Source organism: Prosthecobacter dejongeii, assembly GCF_014203045.1.
In the GTDB taxonomy this organism is placed as follows: Bacteria; Verrucomicrobiota; Verrucomicrobiia; order Verrucomicrobiales; family Verrucomicrobiaceae; genus Prosthecobacter; species Prosthecobacter dejongeii.
This window is the reverse complement of sequence record NZ_JACHIF010000001.1, coordinates 212,644-237,591: the sequence shown is the minus strand read 5'-3', so window position 1 is coordinate 237,591 and position 24,948 is coordinate 212,644. Positions and strand designations below refer to the sequence as shown.

General features: G+C 53.2%; 17 protein-coding genes and 1 tRNA gene. 10 read left to right on the top strand and 8 right to left on the bottom strand.

Annotated elements, in window-relative coordinates; genetic code table 11:
* Position 1: 1 nt before the first annotated feature.
* A complete protein-coding gene (locus HNQ64_RS00760; RefSeq protein WP_184204377.1) occupies positions 2–1,267 on the top strand; it encodes a Gfo/Idh/MocA family protein in 1,266 nt (421 codons plus the stop codon).
* On the opposite strand, the gene HNQ64_RS00755 is transcribed toward HNQ64_RS00760, so the two are convergent.
* Positions 1,264–5,199, bottom strand: coding sequence for a protein kinase domain-containing protein (locus HNQ64_RS00755; RefSeq protein WP_184204376.1), 3,936 nt, complete (start codon positions 5,197–5,199; stop codon positions 1,264–1,266). The two genes, HNQ64_RS00760 and HNQ64_RS00755, sit on opposite strands and share 4 nt — an antisense overlap.
* Before the next feature lie 91 nt (positions 5,200–5,290).
* A complete protein-coding gene (locus HNQ64_RS00750; protein ID WP_184204375.1) occupies positions 5,291–5,812 on the bottom strand; it encodes a PH domain-containing protein in 522 nt (173 codons plus the stop codon).
* Positions 5,813–6,804: 992 nt separating this feature from the next.
* Between HNQ64_RS00750 and HNQ64_RS00745 the strand changes: the two genes are divergently transcribed.
* The 9 genes from HNQ64_RS00745 to HNQ64_RS00705 all read left to right on the top strand — a co-directional run bounded on the left by HNQ64_RS00745 (position 6,805) and on the right by HNQ64_RS00705 (position 18,444).
* Positions 6,805–8,520 (top strand): hypothetical protein, encoded by a 1,716-nt coding sequence (locus HNQ64_RS00745; RefSeq protein WP_221305298.1) that lies wholly within the window; start codon positions 6,805–6,807, stop codon positions 8,518–8,520.
* A gap of 77 nt (positions 8,521–8,597) precedes the next feature.
* Complete coding sequence (locus tag HNQ64_RS00740; RefSeq protein WP_184204373.1) at positions 8,598–9,476, top strand: hypothetical protein; 879 nt, start codon at positions 8,598–8,600, stop codon at positions 9,474–9,476.
* A 210-nt stretch (positions 9,477–9,686) separates the two neighbouring features.
* Positions 9,687–10,280, top strand: coding sequence for a polysaccharide biosynthesis/export family protein (locus HNQ64_RS00735; RefSeq protein WP_184204372.1), 594 nt, complete (start codon positions 9,687–9,689; stop codon positions 10,278–10,280).
* Positions 10,281–10,374: 94 nt separating this feature from the next.
* Entirely contained in the window at positions 10,375–12,615 is a 2,241-nt protein-coding gene (locus tag HNQ64_RS00730) for a polysaccharide biosynthesis tyrosine autokinase (protein ID WP_184204371.1), read from the top strand.
* 134 nt (positions 12,616–12,749) lie between these two features.
* Positions 12,750–13,781, top strand: a complete 1,032-nt coding sequence (locus HNQ64_RS00725) for a sugar phosphate isomerase/epimerase family protein (RefSeq protein WP_184204370.1) — start codon at positions 12,750–12,752, stop codon at positions 13,779–13,781.
* Between the two features lie 118 nt (positions 13,782–13,899).
* Positions 13,900–14,295 (top strand): Minf_1886 family protein, encoded by a 396-nt coding sequence (locus HNQ64_RS00720; protein WP_184204369.1) that lies wholly within the window; start codon positions 13,900–13,902, stop codon positions 14,293–14,295.
* 72 nt (positions 14,296–14,367) lie between these two features.
* Entirely contained in the window at positions 14,368–14,697 is a 330-nt protein-coding gene (ppnP, locus tag HNQ64_RS00715) for a pyrimidine/purine nucleoside phosphorylase (RefSeq protein WP_184204368.1), read from the top strand.
* Between the two features lie 453 nt (positions 14,698–15,150).
* Entirely contained in the window at positions 15,151–16,518 is a 1,368-nt protein-coding gene (locus tag HNQ64_RS00710) for a tetratricopeptide repeat protein (protein ID WP_184204367.1), read from the top strand.
* A gap of 141 nt (positions 16,519–16,659) precedes the next feature.
* A complete protein-coding gene (locus tag HNQ64_RS00705; RefSeq protein ID WP_184204366.1) occupies positions 16,660–18,444 on the top strand; it encodes a hypothetical protein in 1,785 nt (594 codons plus the stop codon).
* Between the two features lie 105 nt (positions 18,445–18,549).
* On the opposite strand, the gene HNQ64_RS00700 is transcribed toward HNQ64_RS00705, so the two are convergent.
* The 6 genes from HNQ64_RS00700 to HNQ64_RS00675 form a co-directional block, all read right to left on the bottom strand.
* Positions 18,550–19,230 carry a ubiquinone/menaquinone biosynthesis methyltransferase gene (locus HNQ64_RS00700; protein ID WP_184204365.1) on the bottom strand — a complete coding sequence of 227 codons (681 nt, stop codon included), beginning with the start codon at positions 19,228–19,230 and terminating at the stop codon, positions 18,550–18,552.
* A 29-nt stretch (positions 19,231–19,259) separates the two neighbouring features.
* A tRNA-Leu gene (locus HNQ64_RS00695) sits at positions 19,260–19,344 on the bottom strand.
* A 107-nt stretch (positions 19,345–19,451) separates the two neighbouring features.
* Positions 19,452–20,102, bottom strand: coding sequence for a type II secretion system protein (locus HNQ64_RS00690; protein ID WP_184204364.1), 651 nt, complete (start codon positions 20,100–20,102; stop codon positions 19,452–19,454).
* 31 nt (positions 20,103–20,133) lie between these two features.
* The gene (locus HNQ64_RS00685; RefSeq protein ID WP_184204363.1) at positions 20,134–21,411 is read right to left on the bottom strand and encodes a type II secretion system F family protein; all 1,278 of its coding nucleotides are present in this window, start codon (positions 21,409–21,411) and stop codon (positions 20,134–20,136) included.
* 116 nt (positions 21,412–21,527) lie between these two features.
* Positions 21,528–23,186 (bottom strand): GspE/PulE family protein, encoded by a 1,659-nt coding sequence (locus HNQ64_RS00680; protein WP_184204362.1) that lies wholly within the window; start codon positions 23,184–23,186, stop codon positions 21,528–21,530.
* Between the two features lie 51 nt (positions 23,187–23,237).
* The gene (locus tag HNQ64_RS00675; RefSeq protein ID WP_184204361.1) at positions 23,238–24,887 is read right to left on the bottom strand and encodes a GspE/PulE family protein; all 1,650 of its coding nucleotides are present in this window, start codon (positions 24,885–24,887) and stop codon (positions 23,238–23,240) included.
* Positions 24,888–24,948 lie beyond the last annotated feature (61 nt).

Below are 24,948 nucleotides of genomic sequence, written 5' to 3'. Positions count from 1 at the left end.
CATGAATCGCCGCACCCTTCTCCAGCAAACGTCCGCCCTTGGGATCACCACTGCCTTTTCTTCTCTCAGCCGGCTGCGTGCTGCAGATCAGGCGGGTAAAAAGCTCAAGGTCGCCGTTGTGGCCTTGGGCCGTGGCATGGCGCACGTGCAAGCACTCTTGAAGCTGCCAGATGTCGAGATTGCCTACCTCGCGGAGACCGATTCCAATCGCCTGGAAAAGGGCCTCAAAGTGGTGGCGGATCAGCAGGCCGTCTCCTGCCAGGGCGTGAAGGACTTCCGCAAAATCCTCGAAGACAAATCCGTGGATGCCGTCTTCATCGCCACGCCGAATTTCTGGCACACTCCCATGGCCATCCTCGCCATGCAGGCAGGCAAACACGTCTATGTGGAAAAACCCGGCAGCCAGAATCCTGGCGAAGCTGAGGCCCTGGTGGCCGCAATGAAAAAATACGATCGTGTCGTGCAGATGGGCAATCAGCGCCGCACCTGGATGAAAGAGGCCATCGAAGCCCTGCACGGTGGCGTCATCGGTCCCGTCCGTTACGGCCGTGGGTTTTACTACAACTCCCGCAAAGAAGTCGGGGCACCTGTACAGCCTGCACCTGCTGACATGGACTGGAACCTCTGGCAGGGGCCCGTGCCGGATGATGCCAAGCATGACATCAAAAAATACGCTCACTACGACTGGCACTGGCTCTGGCACTGGGGCAATGGCGAGCTGGGCAACAACGGCATCCACACCCTCGATATCCTGCGTTGGGGCATCAAAGGTGATTATCCTCTCAAGGTGACCTACAATGGTGGCCGGTACTTTTATGATGATGTGCAGGAAACCCCAGACACCGGCACCGCCGTTTATGACTTCGGCCATGCAGGCATGAGCTGGGAGTGCAGCAGTTGCCATCCCCGTGCAGCGGAAAAACCTTTGTCTGAGGTCGTCTTTTATGGTGATAACGGCACCATGGGCATCGGTCGAGATTCCTGGACGATTTATGACCCGAAAGGCAAAGAAATCAGCCAAGGCAAAGGCGCCGGCGGTGGTGACCCGGCCCACATGGGCAACTTCCTCGATGCCATTCGTGGCAAGGCCAAGCTCAACAGTCCCATTGATGAAGGGCAGAAGAGCACCATGCTTTGCCACCTGGGTAATATTGCCTACCGAACCAACACCGTCGTCCGTTGCGATCCGAAAACAGGCCGCATGATCGATAACCCCGAAGGTGAAAAACTGTGGACGCGTGAATACCGCGCAGGTTGGGGGCTTTAAGGCTTCTCTAGCGGATTGTCCCACTCCACCACAAACCCTGTCGAGACCTTTTTGGGCAGGGGAGTGGTGGTTGCAGCGGCATCATTCCAGCCCCCTGGTTTTTCAAAAGGGAGTGAAGAGACGAACTCCAGGCGAGCTTCCTGATCAGGGGCTATATCGAGGGGTTCCGTCTGCCCATCCATGTGGCGACCCCACGCCGTGAATTGCCAGCGTTCTCCGGTGACCCATTGCCAGGGACCCTTTGCAGGTCTTTGGCCGCCCAGGTAGATCTGTTCTGCGTAGCTCGCCATGTTTTGCAGAAACCACCCGTACTCTGTGGGATCTGTGATTGTGACAAGGTGTCCTCCCAGCGTCTCGGCCATTTTCTGTGCCTGCTCCCAGTCTCCCGTAAACGGGATGAACTGATAACGGTGTTTTTTAAAGGAGAGCTTGGGACTGGCGCTAGGCCCTTCCTGATGATCCCACTCCACTAAAAATCCATTTTGGAAATGAGCCCCCACTGGATGCCGACTCTCTGGCCGATTGTCCCATCCCCCTGGAGGAACAAAAGCGGCATAGGTGACGAGATGGAGACTGTTTTCGGGCAGCGAATTCGCACCGACTCTATCTTCATTCAAAGCGGACTCTCCACTCACCGTCTTGGCCCAGGCCTCATGATCCCAGGTTTCGCCTGTGATCCAATACCAGCGGTTGTTTTCTCCACGTCGCCCACCTAGCCAGAGGCCCGTGTTTGTGCGGGTAAGAAAGGTGCGCAGAGCCCACTCAGATTCCTCAGGCGTGGTCAGAGTGGCTAGGTGGCCACCCATCGCCTCAGCGTAAGTTTTCGCCTCCAGCCAAGTGAAGGCCCCGCGAATGAATTGATATCGGTGTCCACCAAAATTCAAAACTTGGATAGGCGCATCCTGGATGCTGCTGGCAGGCATTTCACTGGCCACTAGGGATGTCCCTCCCGGCATTCTTGCCCGCGTCATGGCTTCCTTCAGCGTTAACTTATCCACGGGCAGATACTCCACTTGATCCACCGTTAGATTGGTCGTGGGGTGGAATCTCAGGGCTAGCTGGGCCGCTGAGGGATTCGGGTCTGCCACGTCGAAAAGAACCATTTCATTGAGGGCCACGATCAAGCGCCCTCCCATGCGCCAGAGCCAGTAATCATGGGTTAGTCCCTCCACGACAATGTCATCTCTCTCATCCAGCTTTAACGGAGATAGGCTTTCATGTCGGCGATAATAAGACATCACGGCATGCTGGCTGGAAAAGTTGACATGAAGATCGGAACCATCCTCATAGTACATCACCAATCCTGCGCCTGTGCTGCTACGATGAGTGCCACGCACATGCAGCGCGGCTGCTCGGCTGGCAGTGCCTAACCGCCACTCTTTGGGGCGGGGTAACAAATAGCCTTTCTCCATCCTCTCTAGCTTTGCCACGTCGTCCTTCAGGGGCGGCTCTGTCAAAGCATCGGTCCAGGCAGAGGCTGAATGGATGGTTAGGCTAGGCGAAAGAGGGGCGATGCTTTGACTCAGCCGGGCCTGTTGCAAGGCTTTTTCTTCGGTCAATCCATTCAGGTTGATAAACTCGATTCCGCTGAATGCTTCACCCGTATAAATCCCACAGATCCCCTGAGCGAGCCCTTCATCCATCACCACTGGATACTGAGTCTCATTGACTCGCACGTAAAATTTATTTCCAATCGCCCAGAGCTCCAGTGTGTAAGGCATTCCTGGGAGAATCGGTGCATTCAAAGCATGGTTCAGGATGACTCGAATGTTACGCTGGTCTGGCCAGGGCTCTCGGCGAAAATGCGCTAGTTCCACTTCGTTTCTATCATTCAACATCAACTGGTAAGTCTGCAAATCAGTCGGGGTTTGCCGCTTGCGAATTTGAAGTTGTCCATGCTTGTCATGGGCGCGACGAAAGCGCGCTCTTACGCCCCAGTTCTTTCCCTCCGTATTGCTTGGAGAAAGGGTGAAGGGGCGGGTGGGGGTGATCCACGGACTGCCGGGTATTTGGGTCAGATTCTGTTGGTGCTCTTTAGGCAGGTTGAGAATCTGTTCCGCCACGGGCACCCATGTCCCTGGTGGGTACTCGGCTTGGCTAGACAACACGGCCTCGGAAGCTTTGCCTAACTTTGTTTGCTCAAAAGGCAATGCTGTGCGTGGGGCTTCCTTCCCGGTCATGTCACGCAACTCAATGCTTTTAAACTCACCCATCCGTTTCAGTGCCTCCCCTTCGCTCAAACCTTCAAGATTGATCACTTCCACATCGCGGAAGCCATTTTGGGCAACGTCGTAAAGCTTCATATCGGTGCCTAATCGGGGCTCCTTACTTAGATCAAGACGATACGTGACTGTTTGGCCGTTGAGCTGAGCGATGAGAAGATCTCCGATGGCAGAAAAGGCCATGGTGAATTCCTCCCCACTTTTGGGGATCGGCATAAAAAAACGTTTCAGCTCCGTTTGACTGCGAGTCTTTGGATCATTCCTCCGGAGGATCAGGCAATCCCCATTCGGGAAGATGCTATATCCAGCGCTGTCTGCAAAGCGCAGCAAGAGTTGAGGAGCGACGACTTTTTCAGGCGATCGCTTGAACCGCACTCGCACCCCTGCATTTGAAGTTGGGGGCCCAGTTACGGGTGCAATGACAATGGGGGGATTTACCGTCACCCAGCCGTCCTGAGATACCGAAACATTATCAGCACTTTGCATGCGCTGCTGAATGTTGACCCATTGCCCAGGAGGAAAGGTGAAGGGCGGCAATCTACTCTCTCTGGAGCTCGTTGGTGGGGCCACAGAACCGAGGGTCAAAACCCAGGCCGCGATCATTAGAAGGCTGGCCCCGATACACAGTCCCCATTTCCAGACTTTGGTGAGCTTTCTTGCATTTGATGATCCTTTGACGGACGTGTCATCACTTGTGTGAGGCGATGCCTCACCGGACCTCAATCGGGCTGAAGAGCCGCTGGGTGACAAATGGCGAAGTTCAGTGATGTCCTTTCGAAAATCTGTGGCCGAAGAATAACGCTGCTCACGATCCGTCTGTAAGGCCCGGTCCACAACGGCATCCAATCGCTCATCAATCTGAGAAACCAGTTTTGAGGGATGTTGAAAGCGACCTCTAGGCACGTGGCCCGTCAGCATTTGGTAAAGCATCACTCCCACCGCATACAGGTCAGATCTTTGATCCACTTTGGTGCCCGGCACGAAGACCTCTGGCGCTATGTAATCTGCCGTGCCTAAGGCCCAATCGCTTCCAGTGAGAAGACTACCCTGTAAATCCAATGTGCGGGCTAGACCAAAATCGGCGACTTTGACGCGGCCTTTCTTGTCCAGCATCACATTGGAGGGCTTAATATCCCGGTGGATGATGCCCTCCTCATGGGCGAAGGCCAATGCGTCACACACATCATGGACGATCTTCAAAGCCTGTGCAGGTGCCAATCTGCCTTGAGCCGCGATCATTCGCGCGACATCCGTCCCCTCGATGTACTCCATGACAAAGTAGAGAAGCCCGTCTTCCGTTTCCCCTGTATCATACACAGCAACGATATTTGGATGGCTCAACTGCGCCATCACCCTCGCTTCTCGCTTAAACCGCTCTAAAAACAAACTGTCAGCTTCCCCCAATTCCTTGGGGAGTACTTTAATCGCAACTTTTCGGTTTAAAGACTTCTGGATTCCTAGATAAACGGCACCCATCCCACCGCGAGCCAGAAATTCGATGGACTCGTACTGTGTCAGCACCCGCTGCAGATCATCCACTTCCGGGGGACACCAGTCCTTCAGCGCGGTGGGGCGCTGCGCTTGTGTTTGGCCAATCGCCGCTGCGAAGAGATTTTGAACTTCGCTATCCGAAATGATCAATGTGGATGATTTTTCTTCACCTAACCCCGAGGGTGAAGTCTTGGGTGAAGTGCCTTCAGGCTCATCCATGCGATAAGGGCCGAAAGAGGGGACTTAGGGGCAGATAAATGACGGAATACGATCAGCCTATTCTCCCGATTTTTAGACTAGGATCGGCTTGCTAAAGGATCGACCCCTCAGAGCCATCCACATCCAGCTCACGCACTCGTTTGCGATCACGTTCCGTTTGCACCGCTGTGCGCAGTTTTTCACGCACTGCTTCAACTCCCGGAATCGCCTTGATCGCTACATGGGGGCTGCTCGCATCCGACGTCACTAAAGTCAGGTTACCAAGACCTAAAAGACGCAAAAACAGCGGCTGATCCATGGCATAGTCCTTTACTCGGAAAAGCTCCAACTCATCCAGCTTACGATTTAAAATCCCGCTGCTGATCTTCAGGCGCTGAGTGGTCAGTTCATAAGAAGTACATTTCGTCACCCACCACCGGACCACCCACATTAATAAAGGGATCACTAGACCCAGGGCCGATAGTCCGGCCGTGAATGCTGCGCCGACCACGCAGCCCACTGCGATCAAAAGGCAGAAAAAATAATACCAAAAATGGACCCACTGCGACGTGTGCCCTTGCCAGAGTGTGGTTTCAGCAGGTGTGTTGGCCGAAGGAGGTAAGGAAGTGGACATGACACAAATGAAAATTCAGCTCCACAACCTACGATGAAAGCAAGGGCAAGCCACGACTCTTTCTGGAAATAGCAAAGATGTATTTAGATTGCGTGTAATATGCGAGCTAACACATTTATAACAGCTTCACATCAATAGCCAAAGAACGGTTGCGTTCCCATTTTGCCACCCAACCCTCATTCCTTCGACGTTACGTTGCCAATGAATTTTGCGTCTGGTGGGTATTGGAAAAACCTTTGTTTAAAAACGGGGTAAATCTTTACGCTTGGTTTTATGTCAAGAATTTTGCATGATACTTGCTGCGTTGCAGGATGGAGTCATTAGAAATCAGATCCTTGCAAAACGAAATTCATTTAATTTGAATTTAAAAAATATTTTCCATATTAATTTTAAATTTCCACGCAACGTTTTTCCATCAAACCAACAGTTAAACCGCATCAAAAAGGCAGCATGAGGGAGAAAATGTCGCAATTTATCTCAGGTTGACAAAAGGAGCGCTTAAATTTGACAATCCTTGTGCACTCCATATAATGCGAGCGCTTGATAGAAACTAAAACCTAAAATTATTTACTAATTCTCATTTTTGAGATAAACTGTTTGCTAAAAGAACTTTTGGTCTAAATTATCAAAGCAATCCATTTCGTGTGTAACCTGAGAAGCCAAGTCACGTACTGCACAGTATGACATCCATTTTGATACGTCTTTTAACGCTCCAAGCGGAGAATGTGATCCCCGAGATCATATGGGCGCTATTGGCCATCTATGCTCTGAGCGTGCTCGTCACCATCACCAGTGTGTGGGCAACTTTTAAAAGTGTTCAGGTTCGGTTTCTTTGGATTCTACTTGTCGTTTTCGTCCCCTTTCTAGGAATTTTCGCACATTGTGTTCACTCTTTGACGCTTGCGGACACCACTTCGTTGAAACAATTTGGCTTTTTCTCCAAGCGGTCAGCATAAAGCAAAGCCCCGAGGTCCCGACTCATTTTTAAATTTATGGCAATGCATCACAATCTGCTATCTCATGTCTCTGGGCGTTTATTGCGCAATGCAGGGATCGCTTGCTCAATAGCGGCAGCGTTGAGTTTTTCTTCATCTCTGGCAGCGGATCCAACGCTTCCTACGGAGGTGGATCAATCGGCAGGCTATTTCCCAACGATCGCTGAAGATACGCTTCTAAGGGGAGCTAACGACTCAAGAAGTTTAGGAATTGGATTCGGCCCAGATCAGGTCGAGGGTCCTGACACCCGTGGTTTGGTGGCGACGGACCTCTTTCGGTATTATGATAATTCACCTGATTTTTATCAGAGGAATCAAGACTTCTTCCGACCCATCAACAAAACGTTGGGTGTTTTTACCCACCACGATGCATTCACTGCGGAAACGAACCAGCTCTCTCAAGCGTCGTTTACAGTGGACGGCAGCTTCAATATCCTCACCCGTGAATTCAATCCTGAATTGGCTCACATCAAAGCAGGGCCTCTGTATTTCGACGTTCTCTGGGCTGGCGCAGGTTTGATTTACTCTGATTTTAATGGCGAGCTGCCTGGTACTGAGAATGAAGACGGCTTCGCTGCCTTTGTGGAAGTGGGCGTCAGAGGATTGGTGAGGCTTTCTGATTCCATCTACCTTTCCGTGGTGGCAAACCTCATCTATTTGCCGCTGGAAAACGAGTTGGCTTTCCGTCTTGGCAATGCTGCCAACCCGGGGCTTTTGCTTCGCTTTAATTTGAGTGAGCAATGGGGTGAGTGGGAAGTTCTATTCTTTAACGAATTTGTGGGTCGTTCTGGCCTTGATATTTTTGTGGACGCTGATTCACCGGCCGAAGATCGCTCGGGCCGATATTCTTTCGGGTTCCTTTCAGATCGTCAAAATGATTTCTACAGCAGCGATCTGGCGTTTTTCACGAACACCGTCGGCTTTTGGGCATCCCGTCCAGTTTTCGAAAATCAGTGGCGGTTAGGATTCGGCATCGAGCATGCTGATTTCTGGACCAGCTTCTCCTTTGATGATCACGGCACCCGAGACAATCTTCGTCTTTGGATGCAATACGAGGGCTCAATCATTCCTTTCGCTCCACGCTTCAGCTACGAGTACATTTCCAACGACGGCTACCGCAGTCTCATTCATCTTCTGGAGATGCAGCTTACGGGCCGTCTGACCGAAAACGTCAACTGGTTGGGTTCTGCCGGTTACGCATTCAGAACTGGGGATACTCCAGAGGCGAATGACTTCATTTGGAGATTCGAACTCGACCACACCATCACTCGCTCCACCCGCCACATGCTGAGCCTCGGTGAAGGGTATCAGTACAACGAATTTCAGTCAGATACCCGCACTTCTCGTTATGTCCGTTATGCTGTGGATCAGCGAATCACTTCCAAATTCAATGTGGATGCCTTCGTGCAGTATGCAGAAAATGAGGCGTCGGTGAATGATCGGTTCCCTGTCCGTGACCGTTTCGGTGCGGGAATGAACCTTTCTTATTATCCCCTCGATTTCACGGCTATTCGCGCTTTGGCCATGTATGAGCAGAGTGACCAATCTTCCACGTCGGATGATTCTGCCCGCTGGTTGTATCGCGTTGAGGTTAATCAGCAGCTCAGTCACCGTTTGACAGGCAACGTATTTTATCAATACGAAGAGATGAACAGCGATGTCAGCCCCTTCACTGAACATTTCTTTGGTGTCTCCATGCGCCGCTATTTCTAATTTGTCTGCTCTACGCACGCCTCAGACCTCATTTCCAAATTAAGAAATCTATGAAAACTGCCAAATGGCCTTATAACATGAAATCAAACAGACTGACGAATGTCATCCCCGCTTTGGTGCTCGCTTCAACACTGTCCTCTTTGGCAGGTGATCCTAAAGGTGTGGTTGAGCCAGCTCCGCCCGCGCTTCAGACGAATCGCGATATTCCCGCTGACTTTCATAAGTACTTCGGTCAGCGCGTGAATAGCTGGCGTGACCGTGAGCGCATGATCGCTAAGCTGGACATGGATGCCGACATGAACCATGACGGCACCATCAGTAATACCGATCCTGCAGACAACGGTGCTTTCGAAGCAACACCTCCAGGAATGATTCTGGGTGTGGGTGAGCGCACGCGTGTTGTGATCCGCTTGATTCCTTATCGTGTGGATTTCGACGGCGAAGTGGTGGTCACCATGGAAGTTGAAGGTATCAATCGTTCCGTTAAAACCGGTGAATTTGCTTCTTTCGACGAAGAAATCGCTTCCATGGGGCACATCCGCGTGTGGAAAGATGCTTCTAAGAAGCAGCTTCTGCTAGATTCCAGGGATCCAAGCAAACGTGTGGTGGAATTTGCGACCCAATACAAAACTTATCCTTACAATCTTCCCCTCGAAGTTCCTCGTTTTGTGTTTGTGGAAGGCGTTTCCTCTTCCCCGATCCACACTGGGGATGTTCGCTTGCTCATCACCTGCTCCCACCGTGCTATCGGTGAAGGTCCTTACACGGCCGATCTGACTTCGGGCAAAACATCTGCCAAGGCTCCAGAGCCAGCTCCAGAAAAGAAACCGCTTTTCAAGAGCTTCCGCACAAGTTTTGACCATATACTGTTCACCGTTCAGCCGAAGCCATCTCCAAAAGAATTCATCAACGGCAACAACGAAGGAGTTTGGGTGAGTCCGTCCGGAGGTTATTAATTTGTTTTAGATCTTTAAACTTTGAGGAGGATTGATAAATTTTTGTCAATCCTCCTCCGTATTTATACACCACACCCTCGTTGGTTTAGATTTAGACTGCCCGTGATGACGTTTACCCGTTTTAATTCCCCTTTGAGACTTTGCGGAATGCTGTTGCTTTTGGGGCTGCTTCCTCAGTGTGCAACAGAACCTACCGAAGACTTGCCCCCCGTGGCGCCCAGAACTCCGACTGCGCCGACAGCTGCTGCGCGTCCTGTTTTCCAGGTCGGTGATCAATTGGAGCTCTTCGTGAAGGAGGATTTGACTCTGAATGGCAGTTATCTGGTTCGCGAAGGTGGGTACATAGTCATTCCACGGGCAGGGCGGATCAATGTGGCAGGTCTTTCCAGGGAAGAGGCTGAGCCACGGGTGCGGGAATTTCTTCAGAAGACTCAGCTCAAGGAAGCTACCGTGATTGTTGAGCGCACACCTGGCGTCGCTAGTGGCACAGGTGCCGTAGGTGCAGGGCCTACGGGTGTGCCTCGTGTCATGGTTTTTATCACAGGCAGTGTTCCACGTACAGGTGCCCATGCCATTCCTGCGCCAGCGGGCAAATCCGTCGGCGTTTATGAAGCTTTGCTCATCAGTGGTGGCCTGACGAAATTTGCCACTCTAGATAAAATCGAAATTTTCCGATATGATGCCTCCGGCCGTCGCCGCAAATCGGTCATTGATATGCGGCCAATCATGAAGGGGGAGGCCGATGATCCGCCGATTTCAGAGGGCGATATCATCAACGTGCCGGAGAAAGTCTTCGGTTTCTGATCACTTTTTTGGGACGTTTCTGCCTACCCGGTTTATGGGAGTGACTGTTGCGATTTGAGCAAGAGTCTTTCCCTCTCAGGTGGCCTTCCACGCTATGAATTCTAAAGCAAATAATTCCGGTTCCAAAAACTCCAAGCTCGATAGTTCCGTCATCGTACGGGTCATCCTGGGCTATGAAGAGTACTGGCGCTTGATGCTGATTCTTTTGATGAACGGGGTTCTGGCTGCGACCTGTTATTTCGTTTACGCCAGTGCGGCTTATCAGTCGCAATCCTTGGTGCGGGTGAATTCGTTCATCGTTGCCAATGACGCAGCACAGGGGCTGCCGGACGGAGACCGCACTTATCGTCAATTGAGGGCTCTTTCGGATCAGTTGATGTCGGGTTATTTGGTCTTGGAAGCTGCGAAGAAGATAGGAATCGCCGATTCAAAAACGACGTATGATTACCTGCGCGAGACCACCCTCAGGGTGTGCCGCGTGACCATGCTTGATCAGAGTCACTTGGAAATTTTGATTGTCTCATTATCGCCGGATGTAGTCCGAGATATGCCCAAGGCCTTGGTTGAAGTTTTTGAGGAAGTTCGTCTCAAGATGCGGGATGAATATCGCCAGCAGGCCATCCAGCGTTATGCCCAGGAAATCAATGAGGTGCGGAAAAAGGTCACGGAGCAACTCGATAACAAACTGAAGTTTGAAGAGCAGAGCGCGCTAGCCAGTGCGCAGATCGAAATGGAACGCTTGAGCAATATCCCTGTGGATATTGTGAGAACCAAATACCGTCTCAAGGAGCATGAGGAAATCAGTGCTGTTTTGGCTCAACAGGGAAATGCGCTGGATGTGGTGGGTAAGCTTTCGCTGGTGAGTAATTTCACTGATAGCGAAAAAGATCCTCTCGAAGCAGGAAGAGTGGTCCGTAAAGCAGGGGGTGCTGCACCTTTCACCTTCAGTAGCCCGAGCACGGATAAAAAAGTGACTCAACTTGTCGTGCAGCCGAACATGGTTGATGGCTTAAAGCCGTGGCAAGAATTGGAAAAAAACAAGCGGGCACTGGAGGAAAAGATCCGCTTTGCTCGCTTGAAATTCCTGGATGGACATCCCGAAGTCCAAAAGCTGGTGGAAGAATTGAAACAGGTCGAGGCAGGTCTCGAAATCGAATTGAAAGTGGCTCTATCTGCTTTTGAGTTGGAGAAGGATCGTCTAGCTGAAAAAGTTCAAGAGTTGGAGACCAAACTTCCAGAATATCATAAATCCACGAAGACCTTCGATGTGAAGAAGCAGGATTATGACTTGTTGGAAAAAAGCCAGCTTGCTTGGGATAAAGCTTACGAAAAACTCAGTCAGCGAGTTGAAAGTCTGGAGTTTGATTCAGACAGCTCATCCCTGACTTTGGAGTTCCGTGGATTCACAAATTTGCGCGATGGCGTCCCGATCTCTCCCAACAAATCCAAGCTACTGATGTTAGGGTGTCTGTTAGGTGTAGGACTGGCAGGAGGTGTTCCATTCTTGCTGAAGCGTTTTGATAGTTCCGTGGTGGAGCTCAATGAGTTTGAAGGCACACTTGGTATCAACGGCATTGGTTTGGTTCCTTTGAGCGACCCCAAAGTTCTGGAACAACTGAACCGTTCTCCCACCATTGGTTCAACGGTGCCGAACGCACTTTTGGAGAATTTCCGTCTCATTCGAAGCAGTATTTTGCTCAATAAGAGCCCCAAAGGTGATGGGCGCGTGATCATGATCACAAGCGCACGGCCTAGTGAGGGGAAAACCACTGTGTCCTCTAACATCTCTTGGGCATTTTCCTCCCTGGGTGAACGCACGCTGTTGATTGATTGTGACCTTCGCCGAGGTCGCGTTCATCAAGTGGTGGATGCCTCAAATGCTGTGGGGATGACGGATTTGCTTACTGGCAGAGCTTCACTTGATGATTGTATTCAAAAGGCAGCGGCGGACAATCTTTGGACCATTTCACGTGGTGCCGTTGTTCCTGGAACCACTGAATTGCTGAATTCGGGTGTTTTTGCGGCCATCATCGAAGAACTGAAGTCGAAGTTCGACCGCATCATTTTGGATACACCTCCAGTACTGGGCCTGAGTGAAACAGCCTTTTTGCAGCACCATGCGGACGGAATCGTGGTGATTGTTCGTTGTGGTCACACCCTGCGTAAAGATGTGGAAGACGCTGTACAATCCCTCAAAAAACTGGGTGGTCACTTCTATGGTTTCGTCCTCAACGGTGTGGACTTCACCAAGCGTGCGAATCACTACTACTATTACTACTATTCATCCAGCTACTACGATTCCAACTGGGATGAGCCGCAGAAGAAGGTGATATAACGTTAAGTGATCACCGCTTCACGAAGCATGGTATCGACTGGAAAACGCCGCAATATGATTGCGTAACGCATCGTTTTTTCTTCCCTTTTTCCAAAGGAATCATCACAAGTTTCGATCTCTGATTTTATAATTCTATGAGCAATTCCAAGCCAAAACTTCATAATGCAATGTGGCCCGGACTGGTGGGCAAAGGTGACGCAGAAGGGCAAGAGCCACCGATCAGTCTTGAGCGCATGCTGGACCTGACTGCTGCGGCAGAAGTGAATGGACAGAAGTTTGAAGGCATTGACTACTTTTTGTTTCATCCGCACACGGACCCGAATGCGAGCGAAGATGAACTGAAGAAAATCGCGGATTTGATTGCGAGTAAAGGATTCGATGTCGGTTCATTGGTGGCTCCTGTTTGGCCGGGCACAGTGGGTGATTCCGCCATGGGGGATGATGCGGCCCAAGCCAAGTTTCTGGATGCCGTGAAAGTAGCTTGCCGAATTGCTAAAGTCTTTAATGAGCATGGCGTGCGGAAATACGGCGTCATCCGTGTGGACTCGGCTGAGTTTGGTGTGGCCAAATGGCGAGAAAATCCAGGGGCTAACACTGCTCGTATTGTTGATACTTTCCAGAAAGCTGCAAAAATTGCAGCGGATCATGGTGAGCGTTTAGCGGCCGAAGGCGAGATCTGCTGGGCTGGCATGCACTCATGGAAGGACATGCTGGATGTGCTGGAAGGCGTGGGTATGCCTGAATCATTTGGTTTCCAGGCCGACTTGGCGCATACCTACCTATACACTCTGGGTTACAATGCGCCGGAGCATGCCTTGGTGAAGGAAGGTTACAGCGATGCAGAATTCTGGACTGCGTATGCCAACATGACGGATAAGCTTCGTCCGTGGACGATTGATTTCCATGTGGCTCAGAATGATGGGCAGGTCCACGGTGCAGGCTCGCATGACAAGACGGGTAAACATTGCCCGGCTGACGATCCAAATGGCAAGTTAGACATCACCAAAGCTGCGGGTTACTGGCTGAAAGATGCCCAGAGCCGTGGCATCCAGCACATCTGCTGGGACGGGTGTATGTTCCCGAACGCCATGCTGGAAAAGGCAGATACTTGGAACAAGATCCTTGAGGCCATGATCAAGGTGCGTGATGCGCACGGCTGGCAGTGATTTCTAGTTTTTAGCAATGATGGCTTGGGAGGAAGATCACCTCCCAAGCCTTTTGCGTTTGATTTCGAGTTGTTCGTTTCCTTTTTGGGGCTTAGCAACTGATGCACGTATCTCAGGTATGTCTGACCTCCCCTTCCATTATGCCATTCATCAGGCAGTAGAGAAAGATCCTCGTTATCATCCTCATGCTTATGAGTTTGTGCGAGATGCTCTACATGTCGCGGTGAAGCATTTCCGTGAGGGGCAAGAAGACCAGCATGTCACCGGACAGGAAGTGCTCGAGGGGGTGAGACAGCACGCCTTGGCTGAGTATGGTCCGATGGCTTTCACCATCTTGAGTGAGTGGGGGCTGAACCAAGGGGAAGATGTGGGAAACATCGTTTATAACCTCATCGAAACGAGCTACTTCGGTAAAAATGAGGGGGATAGCCTGGAGGATTTTTCCGGGGGTTATGATTTTGAGACGGCGCTGACGGAGCCTTTCAAACCTAAGTTAAAGCGCCAACAGGCGTAAAGCGGGGGGGCCTGTAGAAATGCGCAAGCTGGGGCTTGAGCCTGGACCAAGGCTGGGCATTCTGGGAGACTTATGTCCGCGATCCCTGCTGAATTCTCCAATGTCACTGCTGTTACCAAAGCCAATGTCTATTTTGACGGTAAGGTCGTCAGTCACAGCCTCTTGTTTGCCGATGGCAGCAAGAAGACTCTGGGCCTGATTTACCCTGGTACTTACCATTTCGGCACTGATAAGGCTGAGCGAATGGAAATTGTGGCAGGAACCTGCGAGGTGAAGTTGGACGGAAGCGCTGAAAAGGCGGGTTACACGGGTGGCGAGTTTTTTGATGTGCCTGCAAAGTCGGGTTTCGATATCATCGTCAGCGAGGGCATCTGTGAATACATTTGTTCTTTCTTAGACTGATGCTGGATGAAAGGAAAAGAGTCTCCGAAGGGGCTTTTCTAAGTTTGTTTGCAGGGGCATCTGCGCCTGCCAGCATCGTTGTCTTTTTGGTGGCTGGGTTGTGCAACCAAGCAGCCATTTGGGGGTAGAAAGGGTACGGAGTCTGCACCCGCGAGCCGTGCTAGGTTGGAGGGCAGTTTTTTAAAACCAAACTCCGTGCTGGACGGGTGAGGCAGTTTCTTTGTAATCTTCATTTTTCCCGGGACATGCGTCTGTTTTCAAAAATTCTCTGGCTCCTTGCTTTTCTGGCAGCCACTTTCTGTTGGATGGTGCTCTTTGAGCACGGTTTCAGCATGGAGGGCTTCAGCAAAGGGGTGCGCGAGGAATGGCAGACGCTGACCACTCTGGTCTCCAGCAAGGATGACCCCAAGACTAAGGACTCCCCTGTTAACCCCCCGAAACGCCAATAGCATCATGATCGTTACCGCGAGCGAACTGCAACCCAAGCATCAGAATCTCTGGAAAAGAGGCCAGTTGTCCGTTGAGCAAAAGAACTGGGACTACGCCATCAGCCTCCTGTTACCGATCGTCAAAGAAGTCCCTTACTTCCTCGAAGGCCGCAAATGGTTGCGTCTGGCTGAGGGGGAAGCCGCTGGTAGCGGACGGAAGTTCAGCTTTGGCGGTGGTATGTTTAAGGGCGGCGGGAAAAAAGATCCCTGGGAATCCATTGCGGACCTGGAGGAAAATGTTTTCCAGAAAGACCCCTACAGCGTCAGTGGTAATCAGCAGCTTTATGATCTGGCGCTGAAGGTGGAGTTTGCCGATCTGGCCTCCTTTGCGCTGGAGACCATCTGCAAAGGCCAGCCCACGAACACGAAAGTAATGCACACGCTGGCAGAGCATTACATGGCGCACGGCAAGCCGAAAGAGGCGAGCAAGGTGTATGCGGATATTTTGAAGCTGGACCCGAAGGACCTCCACGCGGGCAAAGGTGAGAAGGATGCCTCAGCGCGTGCCTCCATCGAAGGCCAAGGTTGGAATAGCACTGATGCAAACAGCGCCAAGAAGGACAATAAGGAAGCGAACCTGCTGGAAATGCTGAACAAGCAGGGGCGTACGCAGGAGCAGACAGAGTCCCTTCTGGCTCACTTCACGGAGCTGTACAACCAGGACCAAACTAACATCAACTACGTGAAGAGCATGGCGCAGCTCTTTGAAGAGCTGGACCAGACGAGCACGGCACTGGACTTCTACCAATACGCCCTGACGCTGAATCCTGGAGACGTAGCGCTACAGCGCCGTACGGAAATCATCCGCGACAAGGCCGAAGATCTCTACATTCAGCAGATGCAGGCCCACATTGAGGCCTACCCAGATGCACCGGACGTGGAAGAAAAGCGTGCACAGCTTGCCCAGGTGCGGCAACAGCGTGCCTCGGTGATGATCAATGACGCGAAGGCACGGGTGGAGCGTAACCCGACGGATAAGGCTCTACGCTATGATCTCGGCCAGGCGTTCTTCAACTCTGGCATGTTCACGGAGGCCATTCCTGAACTGCAGCAGGCGAAGAGTAACCCGAACATCCGTATCAAAGCGATGCTCCTTCTGGGCCGCTGCTTTGAGAAAAAGAACATGAACGACCTGGCGCAGAGCGCGTTTCTGGATGCCTCGAAGGAGCTGGCCATCATGGACAATACGAAGAAGGAAGTGCTCTACGAACTGGCCCTGGTCAGTGAGAAGATGGGCAAGAAAGATCAATACCTGGAAGCGCTGAAAGAGATCTACAATGCGGACTATGGCTACCGTGACGTGGCCTCCCGCGTGGAGTCTTCGTACGCCTGATTTTGCCTGGGTTTATCCCGAGGCGTTGGTCGTCTTTCCCCTGATCCCTGGTCTGCCCCGTGCGGCCCAGGGATTTTTTTGTTGGAGGGGCGGCATTGCATCCTGCTGAAACAGGGCAAACAGTAAGCAGCGTTTTTATTCATGTCCCTCCAACCGCCGAGCACCGCCCGGAATCCCCTGTTCAGGTTCGCTTTTTATGGGCTGGCCATTGGCTTGGCGCTGGTGCATGTGTTCATCACATTTCGGGGGCTCAGTAGTCCGGCGGGGATGGAGCAGGCGCAGGTAGCCCGGGAACTGGCGCGGGGAAATGTTTTCCAGACCAAGGTGATCCGTCCGTATGCCTGGGCGCTGCTGAATGAGGCCAGGGCACCGGCTTCCCCTGCAGGCATGGCGGACATCACGCAACCGCCTCTGCAGCCCATGCTTTGGGCCCCAGCCTTTCGCCTCCTACAGGATCATCTGGCGTATGAGCCACGCAGCCAGGGTTCGATTTATTTGCTGGATCGTGTCATCGCCTGTTATGGGGTGGTGGGGCTGCTGCTTACGCTGCTGTGGACTCACGGGGCCGCCCGCGTGCTTTTTGATGAAAAGGTGGCTGCGGTGGCCGTGCTGGCGCTGCTGGTTTGTGAACCGCTGTGGGACCTGGCTGTGAGTGGCAGCCCTGTGGCCACGCTGCTGCCACTGGTGGCGGTGGCTTTTCGCTTGCTGGTTTCTGCGGCAGTGTCATCCCAGGAAGGCAAATCCAGCACGCTGTCCTTATTACTTTTAGGTCTGGTGGCCGCGTTGTTGGTGCTAACTCACTGGTTGGCGGTGTGGTTGGCTCTGGCCCTGGTGCTGGCCACGGTGGTGGGGCTACCGCAAAGGCGAAGCGGGGCACTCCTGGTGGGCATTTTCCCAGCACTCGCCCTGGCTGGCTGGGGCTGGTGGCTTCAGCAGCGCTGTGGTGACCCTCTCGGGGCGGCGAAGACCCTTTTCCAAGCTCACCTTTTGTCCCTGGATGGGAGCCTGCTGCAGCGTCAGTTTGCCCTCACCATGCCGCCTGTGCAGGTGGCCGACTTGCTGAGAAAACTGCTGCAAAACTGGCAATCTCAACTGGGCAGCCTACCCACTTATCTGGGCTACGTTCTACCGGCGATGGCGTTTGTAGCGGCGCTGATGCACCGCTTTCGCCGAACGGAAGCGGCCACACTTCGGCTCAGCCTAGGGGTATTATGTCTCTGTGTAGCACTGGCCATGGGTTTTGTGGGGTTGCCGGGAGAGCAGCGAGATGACAATGCCTTTTACCCGCTTCTCATCCCAGGTCTCAGTATTTATGGGAGCGCTATGTTAGCCATCCTTTGGGCACGCCTTTACCCCACGGGCCAGGGTTTGTGGACACGCTGGGGTTACGCCTTTCTCGCTCTCGGGCTGACGGCGCTGCCGCTGCTGAATGTGCTGCCTGCTCAGGTAAAGTTAGGCCTCACGCTGCGCAATCGTATCTATCCTCACTGGCCGCCTTATGTGCCGGATCGCGTCTCGCTGGTGCGTCGTCTCATTGAGCCTAACGAGTTATTGTTTTCCGATGCACCTTGGTTCGTGGCTTGGTATGCAGATACTCCGACCGCCTGGATTCCGGTAAAGCGTGACGATTTTACCCGTATGGAGTCTCTGGCGAAAGAGGCAGGCACTCCGGTAGCGGGTTTTATCATGACACCCGTGAGCACGCAGGTTACGCACCTGCACGAGGTCTTCACGGGCCCCTATTCGGAATGGCCAGATCTTCTATTTCGTGGCCCGCTGATGGCGTTTGATCGCGACTTCCCCGCACGAGTAGATTTTGAATATAAAATCCCCGTGGCCCTTGTGGCCATCCCAGTAGGGCCGCGCGAAAGCCTCAGCCTGCAAATGACGTTCTACACGAATCGAGCCAGGACGCTGCGGGATTGATGAACGGCTAAGGATGGCACTCGGGGGTTGCCAACAACCTTTTCTGAAAAGCGGTGATGGGGCTTGGCTGGTATTGTAAAAATAGCAATCAGCACCCGTCCCGGCTCACGCTGTTTTGGAGCCGATGTAGAGGGAGGCGATGCCAAAGGAAAGGCGGTGGGAGCTGACGGCTTGAAAGCCCGCTTCGCGGATCATTTGTTCCATGGCTGCGCCGGAAGGAAAGCGCTCGACCGAGCTGCACAAGTATTCGTAGGCGGCGCGTTCTCCAGTGATCCAGCCAGCGATCCTGGGCATGATCTTTTTGAGATAAAAGAGGTAAAGTGGGCGAACGATGGGGAGGGTGGGGAGGGAGAAATCCAGGACGTATAGCCGACCCTGGGCCTGTAGCACGCGGCTCATCTCACCCAGAGCTCCTGGCCAAGAGGCCATATTACGAAGGCCAAAGGCCACGGTGAGTGCATCAAAAGCGCCGTTTTGGAAAGGTAATTGGGTACCATCTGCGGCGACGAGCTGGTGGAACTGGTGAGCCTGGGCTTCCCTCATCATGGGCAGGGAAAAATCTGCCCCCAACACCTTTGCTTGGGGGCAGTGCTTTTGGACTTCGCGGGCTAGGTCGCCACTGCCGGTGGCTAGATCTAGGATGAGCTTCGGGTGAGCTGCGGCGACGAAGCGGGCGGTCTTTTGTCGCCAGAGTACATCAATGCCGAGACTGAGCACGTGATTGGCCAGCATGTAACGCCGGGCAATGCCTGCGAAGGCTTTTTTAACATAACCAGCGTCCTGCATTTGAAAGGCACCCCAACAAGTTGTTGAGGTGGTGCGCGCGAGAGGACTCGAACCTCCACGATGTTACTCACTAGAACCTGAATCTAGCGCGTCTACCAATTCCGCCACGCGCGCAAACGCCTTGGGTCGGGGTGGTAATAGTCGGCCACCCCGCAAGTTTCTCAACTGAAAAGATGAGATTTTTTATCGCCCTTTGCCGACACAGCGGGCGGAGTTAGGGACTACCAATTTTTGATCCAGCGCTGGCTAGCGTCTTTGACAGTGCCTGGGGAGACGGTGTCAATGGAGCGGGCGCTGGTGTTTTCTTCATCGTCTCCGTAAGACCAAAGGTCGTAGGTGGAGTTGATGGTAGTGGGTTGTTCACCAGCGACTTGAGGCGCACCTTTTACATATTGGAAAGGGCGTCCAAAGCCATCGGTCATGAAGTATCGTCCATCACGGTTGATGAAGAACTCTCTAGGCATGTCGGTGAGCATGACGTTTTTCGATTCAGCCTCTTCCAAAGATCCGTCCGAGGAGGCGGTGCCGCCGTTGGTCGGAGTCTGAGCGAGGAGGATGTTGTCGTAACCATCTCCACTGAGGGCCTGATACAGCATGGCTGCTGCACCCACCTCGTAGGTTTTGTCGCCAATGGCGATGGTGTCGCCAGGGTTTTGAGGAGCGGGATACTCGCCAAATTCTTGGCTATACCGCTCAAGGGCACTCTTCATGGCGCTCATCGCTGCTGTGGTCCGGCTGCGTGCAGCGGATTTTTGAGCATAGGTGAAGCCGCCGATGGTGAGGGCGAAGAGCAGGGCGATGATCGTGATGACGACGAGAAGTTCGATCACAGTAAAGCCTGCCGGGACTAGTTTCCGGGGATGACTTTTCATAGGTTGGGGGGGCTGGGTTGAAGGAGAGGAACTAGGCTCCACCGCTGAGGCCTTTGATCACCTCGATGAGTGGGAGGAAGAGGGCCATCACGATGACACCGACGACCACAGCGAGCATGACGATCATGAGAGGCTCAAGCATGGAGGTGAGGGCCGAGACGGCATTGTCCACTTCATCTTCGTACACGTCAGCGATTTTGAGGAGCATTTCTGGGAGCTGGCCGGTTTCTTCACCCACGTCTACCATGGAGATAACCATCGGAGGGAAGACGTTGCTAGACTCCAGCGGGGCCACCATGGATTCACCTTCTTTGACGGCATCATGCACCTTGGTGATGGCGTCTGAAACGACGACGTTACCAGCGGTTTCCCGGGTGATGTTGAGAGCCTGAAGGATGGGAACACCGGAAGTGACGAGGGTGCCGAGGGTGCGGCTGAAACGGGAGATGGCTGTTTTCCGCTGAACGTCACCAAACAGGGGGATTTTGAGTTTGAGTCCGTCAATGACACGACGACCGCCGACGGTGGCTGCATAGAGCTTCCAGGCAACGGTGATGACGACAACACCAGCGACGAGGTAAGGGAAATTGTCACCCATCCAGCGACTGAAGCCGATGACGATTTTAGTTAGCTGAGGGAGCTTGTCCGCAGAACCGAGCATGTCTTCGAAGATTTTTTCGAAGCGAGGCACGATGACCAACATGAGGAAGACCATGATGACGACGGCGATGATCATCACGATGATGGGGTAAACCATCGCAGCGACGACTTTGTTCTTCAGTTTCTGGGCCTTCTCTTGGTATTCCGCGAGACGGTTGAGAACGACTTCGAGCACCCCGCCCAGCTCCCCGGCTTTCACCATGTTGATGTAGAGCTTGTTAAAGATCTTCGGGTATTGGGAGAGCGTTTCGGAGAAGGTGCTGCCGGTCTGCACGTTTTCTGCGATGGTGGAAACGGTGCTCTTCATCACGGGGTTTGGCTCCTGACGGGCCAGCACGGTGAGTCCGCGCAGAAGAGGGAGGCCAGAATCAATCAGCGTAGCAAGCTGACGGGTGAAAATCATCAGCACCTTCGCTTTGATCTTGGCATTGGCTCCAGCTTTGACAGCTTTGCCTTTGCCCTTCGGGGCAGCGGTGGTTTTGGCGCGCTTTTTGACGGCGGCGTCGCCTTTGCCCTCTTGGGCGACTTGTGTGGGGTAAAGCTGGCTCTGGCGGAGGAGATTGATGGCCTCGGCTTCGCTGGAGGCATCGAGTTCACCGGCGACTTCTTGACCGTTTTGATCGAGGGCGATGTAGTGGAACTTCGGCATAGAAAATGGGCGCTACGGGGGTTCGGGGGCGTTTTTGAGATTACCGGGTCAAGAGGGAGAATGTCGAACAAATAAATGCTGGCAGAAACGACTATGAGCTGTTTCTGGCCTTTGAATCAGGTGTATTTCAGCACTTCTTCGATGGTGGTTTCTCCGTCGTAAATGTTCCGAAGACCGTCTTCGCGGAGAGTGGCCATGCCGAGTTCGATGGCTTTTTGTTTTAGCACGAGGGTGGGGGCTCGCTGGGTGATGAGATCGCGAATGGGATCATTCACATGAAGCAGTTCGTAGAGACCTTTTCGCCCTTTGTAGCCGCTGCCGCCGCATTTTTCGCAGCCGTTGCCGGTATAAAATTGTTTTCCGCCGATATCTGACTGGCTGAGATTGAGTTGGTTGAGGATGGAAAGGCTAGGTTCGTAAGCCACACGGCAGTTTTTGCAGACGGTGCGGAGCAAACGCTGGGCTAGGACGCCCTCCAATGTTGCGGCGACTAGGAAGGGCTCGACGCCCATGTCCACAAGACGTGTGACGGCACCTGCAGCATCGTTAGTATGCAGAGTGCTGAGTACTAAGTGACCTGTGAGCGAGGCCTGGATGGCAATCTGAGCTGTTTCCTTGTCACGCATTTCTCCCACCATGATGCGGTCTGGATCCTGACGCAGGAAGGCGCGGAGGGCGCGGGCAAAGGTCAGGCCGACAGCATCGTTGACGGGCACCTGCATGACCCCATCCAGCTCATATTCCACTGGGTCTTCAGCGGTGAGCAGCTTGGTGTCAATGGTATTGATGCGGCGAAGGCAGGCGTACAAAGTAGTCGTCTTGCCCGCACCCGTGGGGCCTGTGACGATGAAGATGCCGTTGGGCTTATTGATCGTCTCCGTGATGTAATCAAAGAGATGGGTGGGCATGCCCAATTGCTCAAGGTCCAGATTGACGGAACTGCGATCAAGGACACGAAGCACTACAGATTCGCCATGCTGAGTGGGCAGGGAACTGACACGCATGTCCACGGGCTTGCCATTGACGGAGGTCATGATACGACCGTCCTGAGGGATGCGCCGCTCGGCGATGTTCATGTTCGACATCACCTTGATACGGGAGATGACGCTGGTGGCCAGATGAACCGGGGGTGGGGCCATTTCATACAGGGCACCATCCACGCGATAGCGGATTTTGAATTCGTGCTCGAACGGCTCAAAGTGGATGTCCGAAGCGCGCTCTTTGATGGCCTGGGTCATCACGAGGTCCACAAACTTCACGATGGGCGCGGAGTTGGCCTCGATTTCTGGGGAGTTTTTGTCGGCGTTTTTGAGATTGCCGAAGATGTCATCAATGCTGGGAGCTCCCGTGCCATAATGTTTGTCAATGAGCGTCTGCACCTGGCTGCGACGCGCGACGACGGGGACGATGATCTTATCGAGACCGAAACGCAGATCTTCAACGAGCTGCGGATTGAGCGGATCTGTAAAAGCGACGTGGAGGCCGCGGCCATCGAGCGTGATGGGGAAGGCCCCGTAGAGGCGGGCCATGCCGGCGGGGATGAGTCCCACCACGGAGGTAGGGGGCTCAAACTCGGTCAGATCAAAATGGTCTGCGCCGAGTTCTTCGGCCACTAGGGCCCAAAATTCATCTTCACTGGTGAAGATGCCATAATCGAGAACCACCTGGAGGATTTCTTTGCCATTGTGGACGGCGTCCTGGGTAATGTCGTAAGCCTGGCCATTGTCAATCAGGCCCCGGGCTTCGAGCATATCTACCACATTCTGGGGTGTCATAGGGGGGAATCAGTCGTGCTAAGTTTTAAAAAGTCGCAGGGTTCAGCCGCATCAATCTGCGTCTGCCATGGTGGCCTCGATCACTTCTTCAGCCGTGGTCAAGCCGGCGAGAACCTTGCGGACGCCGTCTTCGCGGAGGGTGCGCATGCCCAGCTCACGAGCGCGTTTGCGGATCTGGGGAGTGGTGAGCTGCTGGTTCACCATGTTGCGGACTTCGTCGTCAATCTTGAAGATTTCAGCGATGACCATTCGGCCCTTGAAGCCGGAGCCGCGGCACTTGTTGCAGCCTTTTGGCCCCATGATGTTGGCATTGAAAAGCTGGCTGGCTTCCAGGCCGAGGTTGCGCAATTCGCGCTCGCTGAGGCCGGAGGGTTGCTTACACTCGCCACAGAGTTTGCGGACAAGTCGCTGAGCGAGAATGCCACGGACGGCGGAGGCGATGAGGAAAGGCTTCACGCCGATGTCAGCCAGACGGGCGACGGAACTCGGCGCGTCGTTAGTATGCAAGGTGCTGAAGACCAAGTGGCCCGTGAGGGAGGCGTTGATGGCGATGGAGGCAGTTTCGAGATCTCGAATTTCCCCGATCATGATGATGTTGGGTGCCTGACGGAGGATGGCTTTCAGGGCGGCTCCGAAGCTCATGCCCACATCTTCGCGGACCATCACCTGATTGATCCCGGCCAGCTCATATTCCACCGGGTCTTCCACGGTGATGATCTTGCGGTCAGGACGGTTGATGAAGTTCAGACAGGCGTAAAGTGTCGTCGTTTTACCAGAACCCGTAGGTCCGGTGACCAGCACGATGCCGTCTGGCAGGGTGATGAGTTTTTCGAAGGTGTCTTGGTCATCCGAGAGGAAACCTAGATCTGCCAGACCCAGGCGGAGACTGCTTTTATCCAGCACACGCATGACCACGCTCTCACCATTGTTGGTGGGGATGATGGAGACACGCATGTCTAGTTCCTTGTCATTGAAAGCCATTGTGATGCGGCCATCCTGAGGGATGCGCTTTTCATCAATGCTCATGGACCCGCACATGATTTTGATGCGGGCTATGATGGAGGAGTGGAGGCGTTTCGGGTGGTGCTCCACATCATGGAGCACACCGTCAATGCGGAGGCGGACGCGAACGTCTTTTTCCAACGGCTCAATGTGAATGTCTGAGGCGCGGTTTTTGAAGGCTTCCAGCAGGATATTGGTCACCAACTTGATGATGGGGGCATCCCCTTCATTGCTGCTGCCGTCTTTATCGCGGGGATTGGTGACAAAGTCATTTCCGTAAATGTTGGTCTGGAGGAGCTGGATGAGGGCCGGGGTGGAGCAGAAAAACTCCATGTCCGGCTGAAGGACGTGAGGCAGGGCGTCCAGGGTCTCAAAATCATAAGGGTCTGCTACGACCACTTGCATGGAACTGCCGTTCATGCCGATGGGAGCCACCTTGTAACGCTTGGCTACATCCATGGGGATCAGCCCCTTGAGCGCAGGATTGGCAGGGAACCCGTGAAGATCAATGTACTCCATGCCAGAGTTCACGGCCACGGTTTGCGCCACCTGTTCGTCGCTTACCACCCCCGTTTTGATCAAGCAATCCAACAAGCTCTCGTTAGGCTTCTTGCTTGTCTTGGCTTTTTGGAGGTCAGGGGCGGAAATCAGCCCTGACTCGGTGAGCAGTTCCAGGAGATACTCTTCGTTTGAATACATGCAGCGGGGGGATTCGCGGAATTTTTTTGAGAATAATCAAAGTAGAGGATTTTGGCGTCGA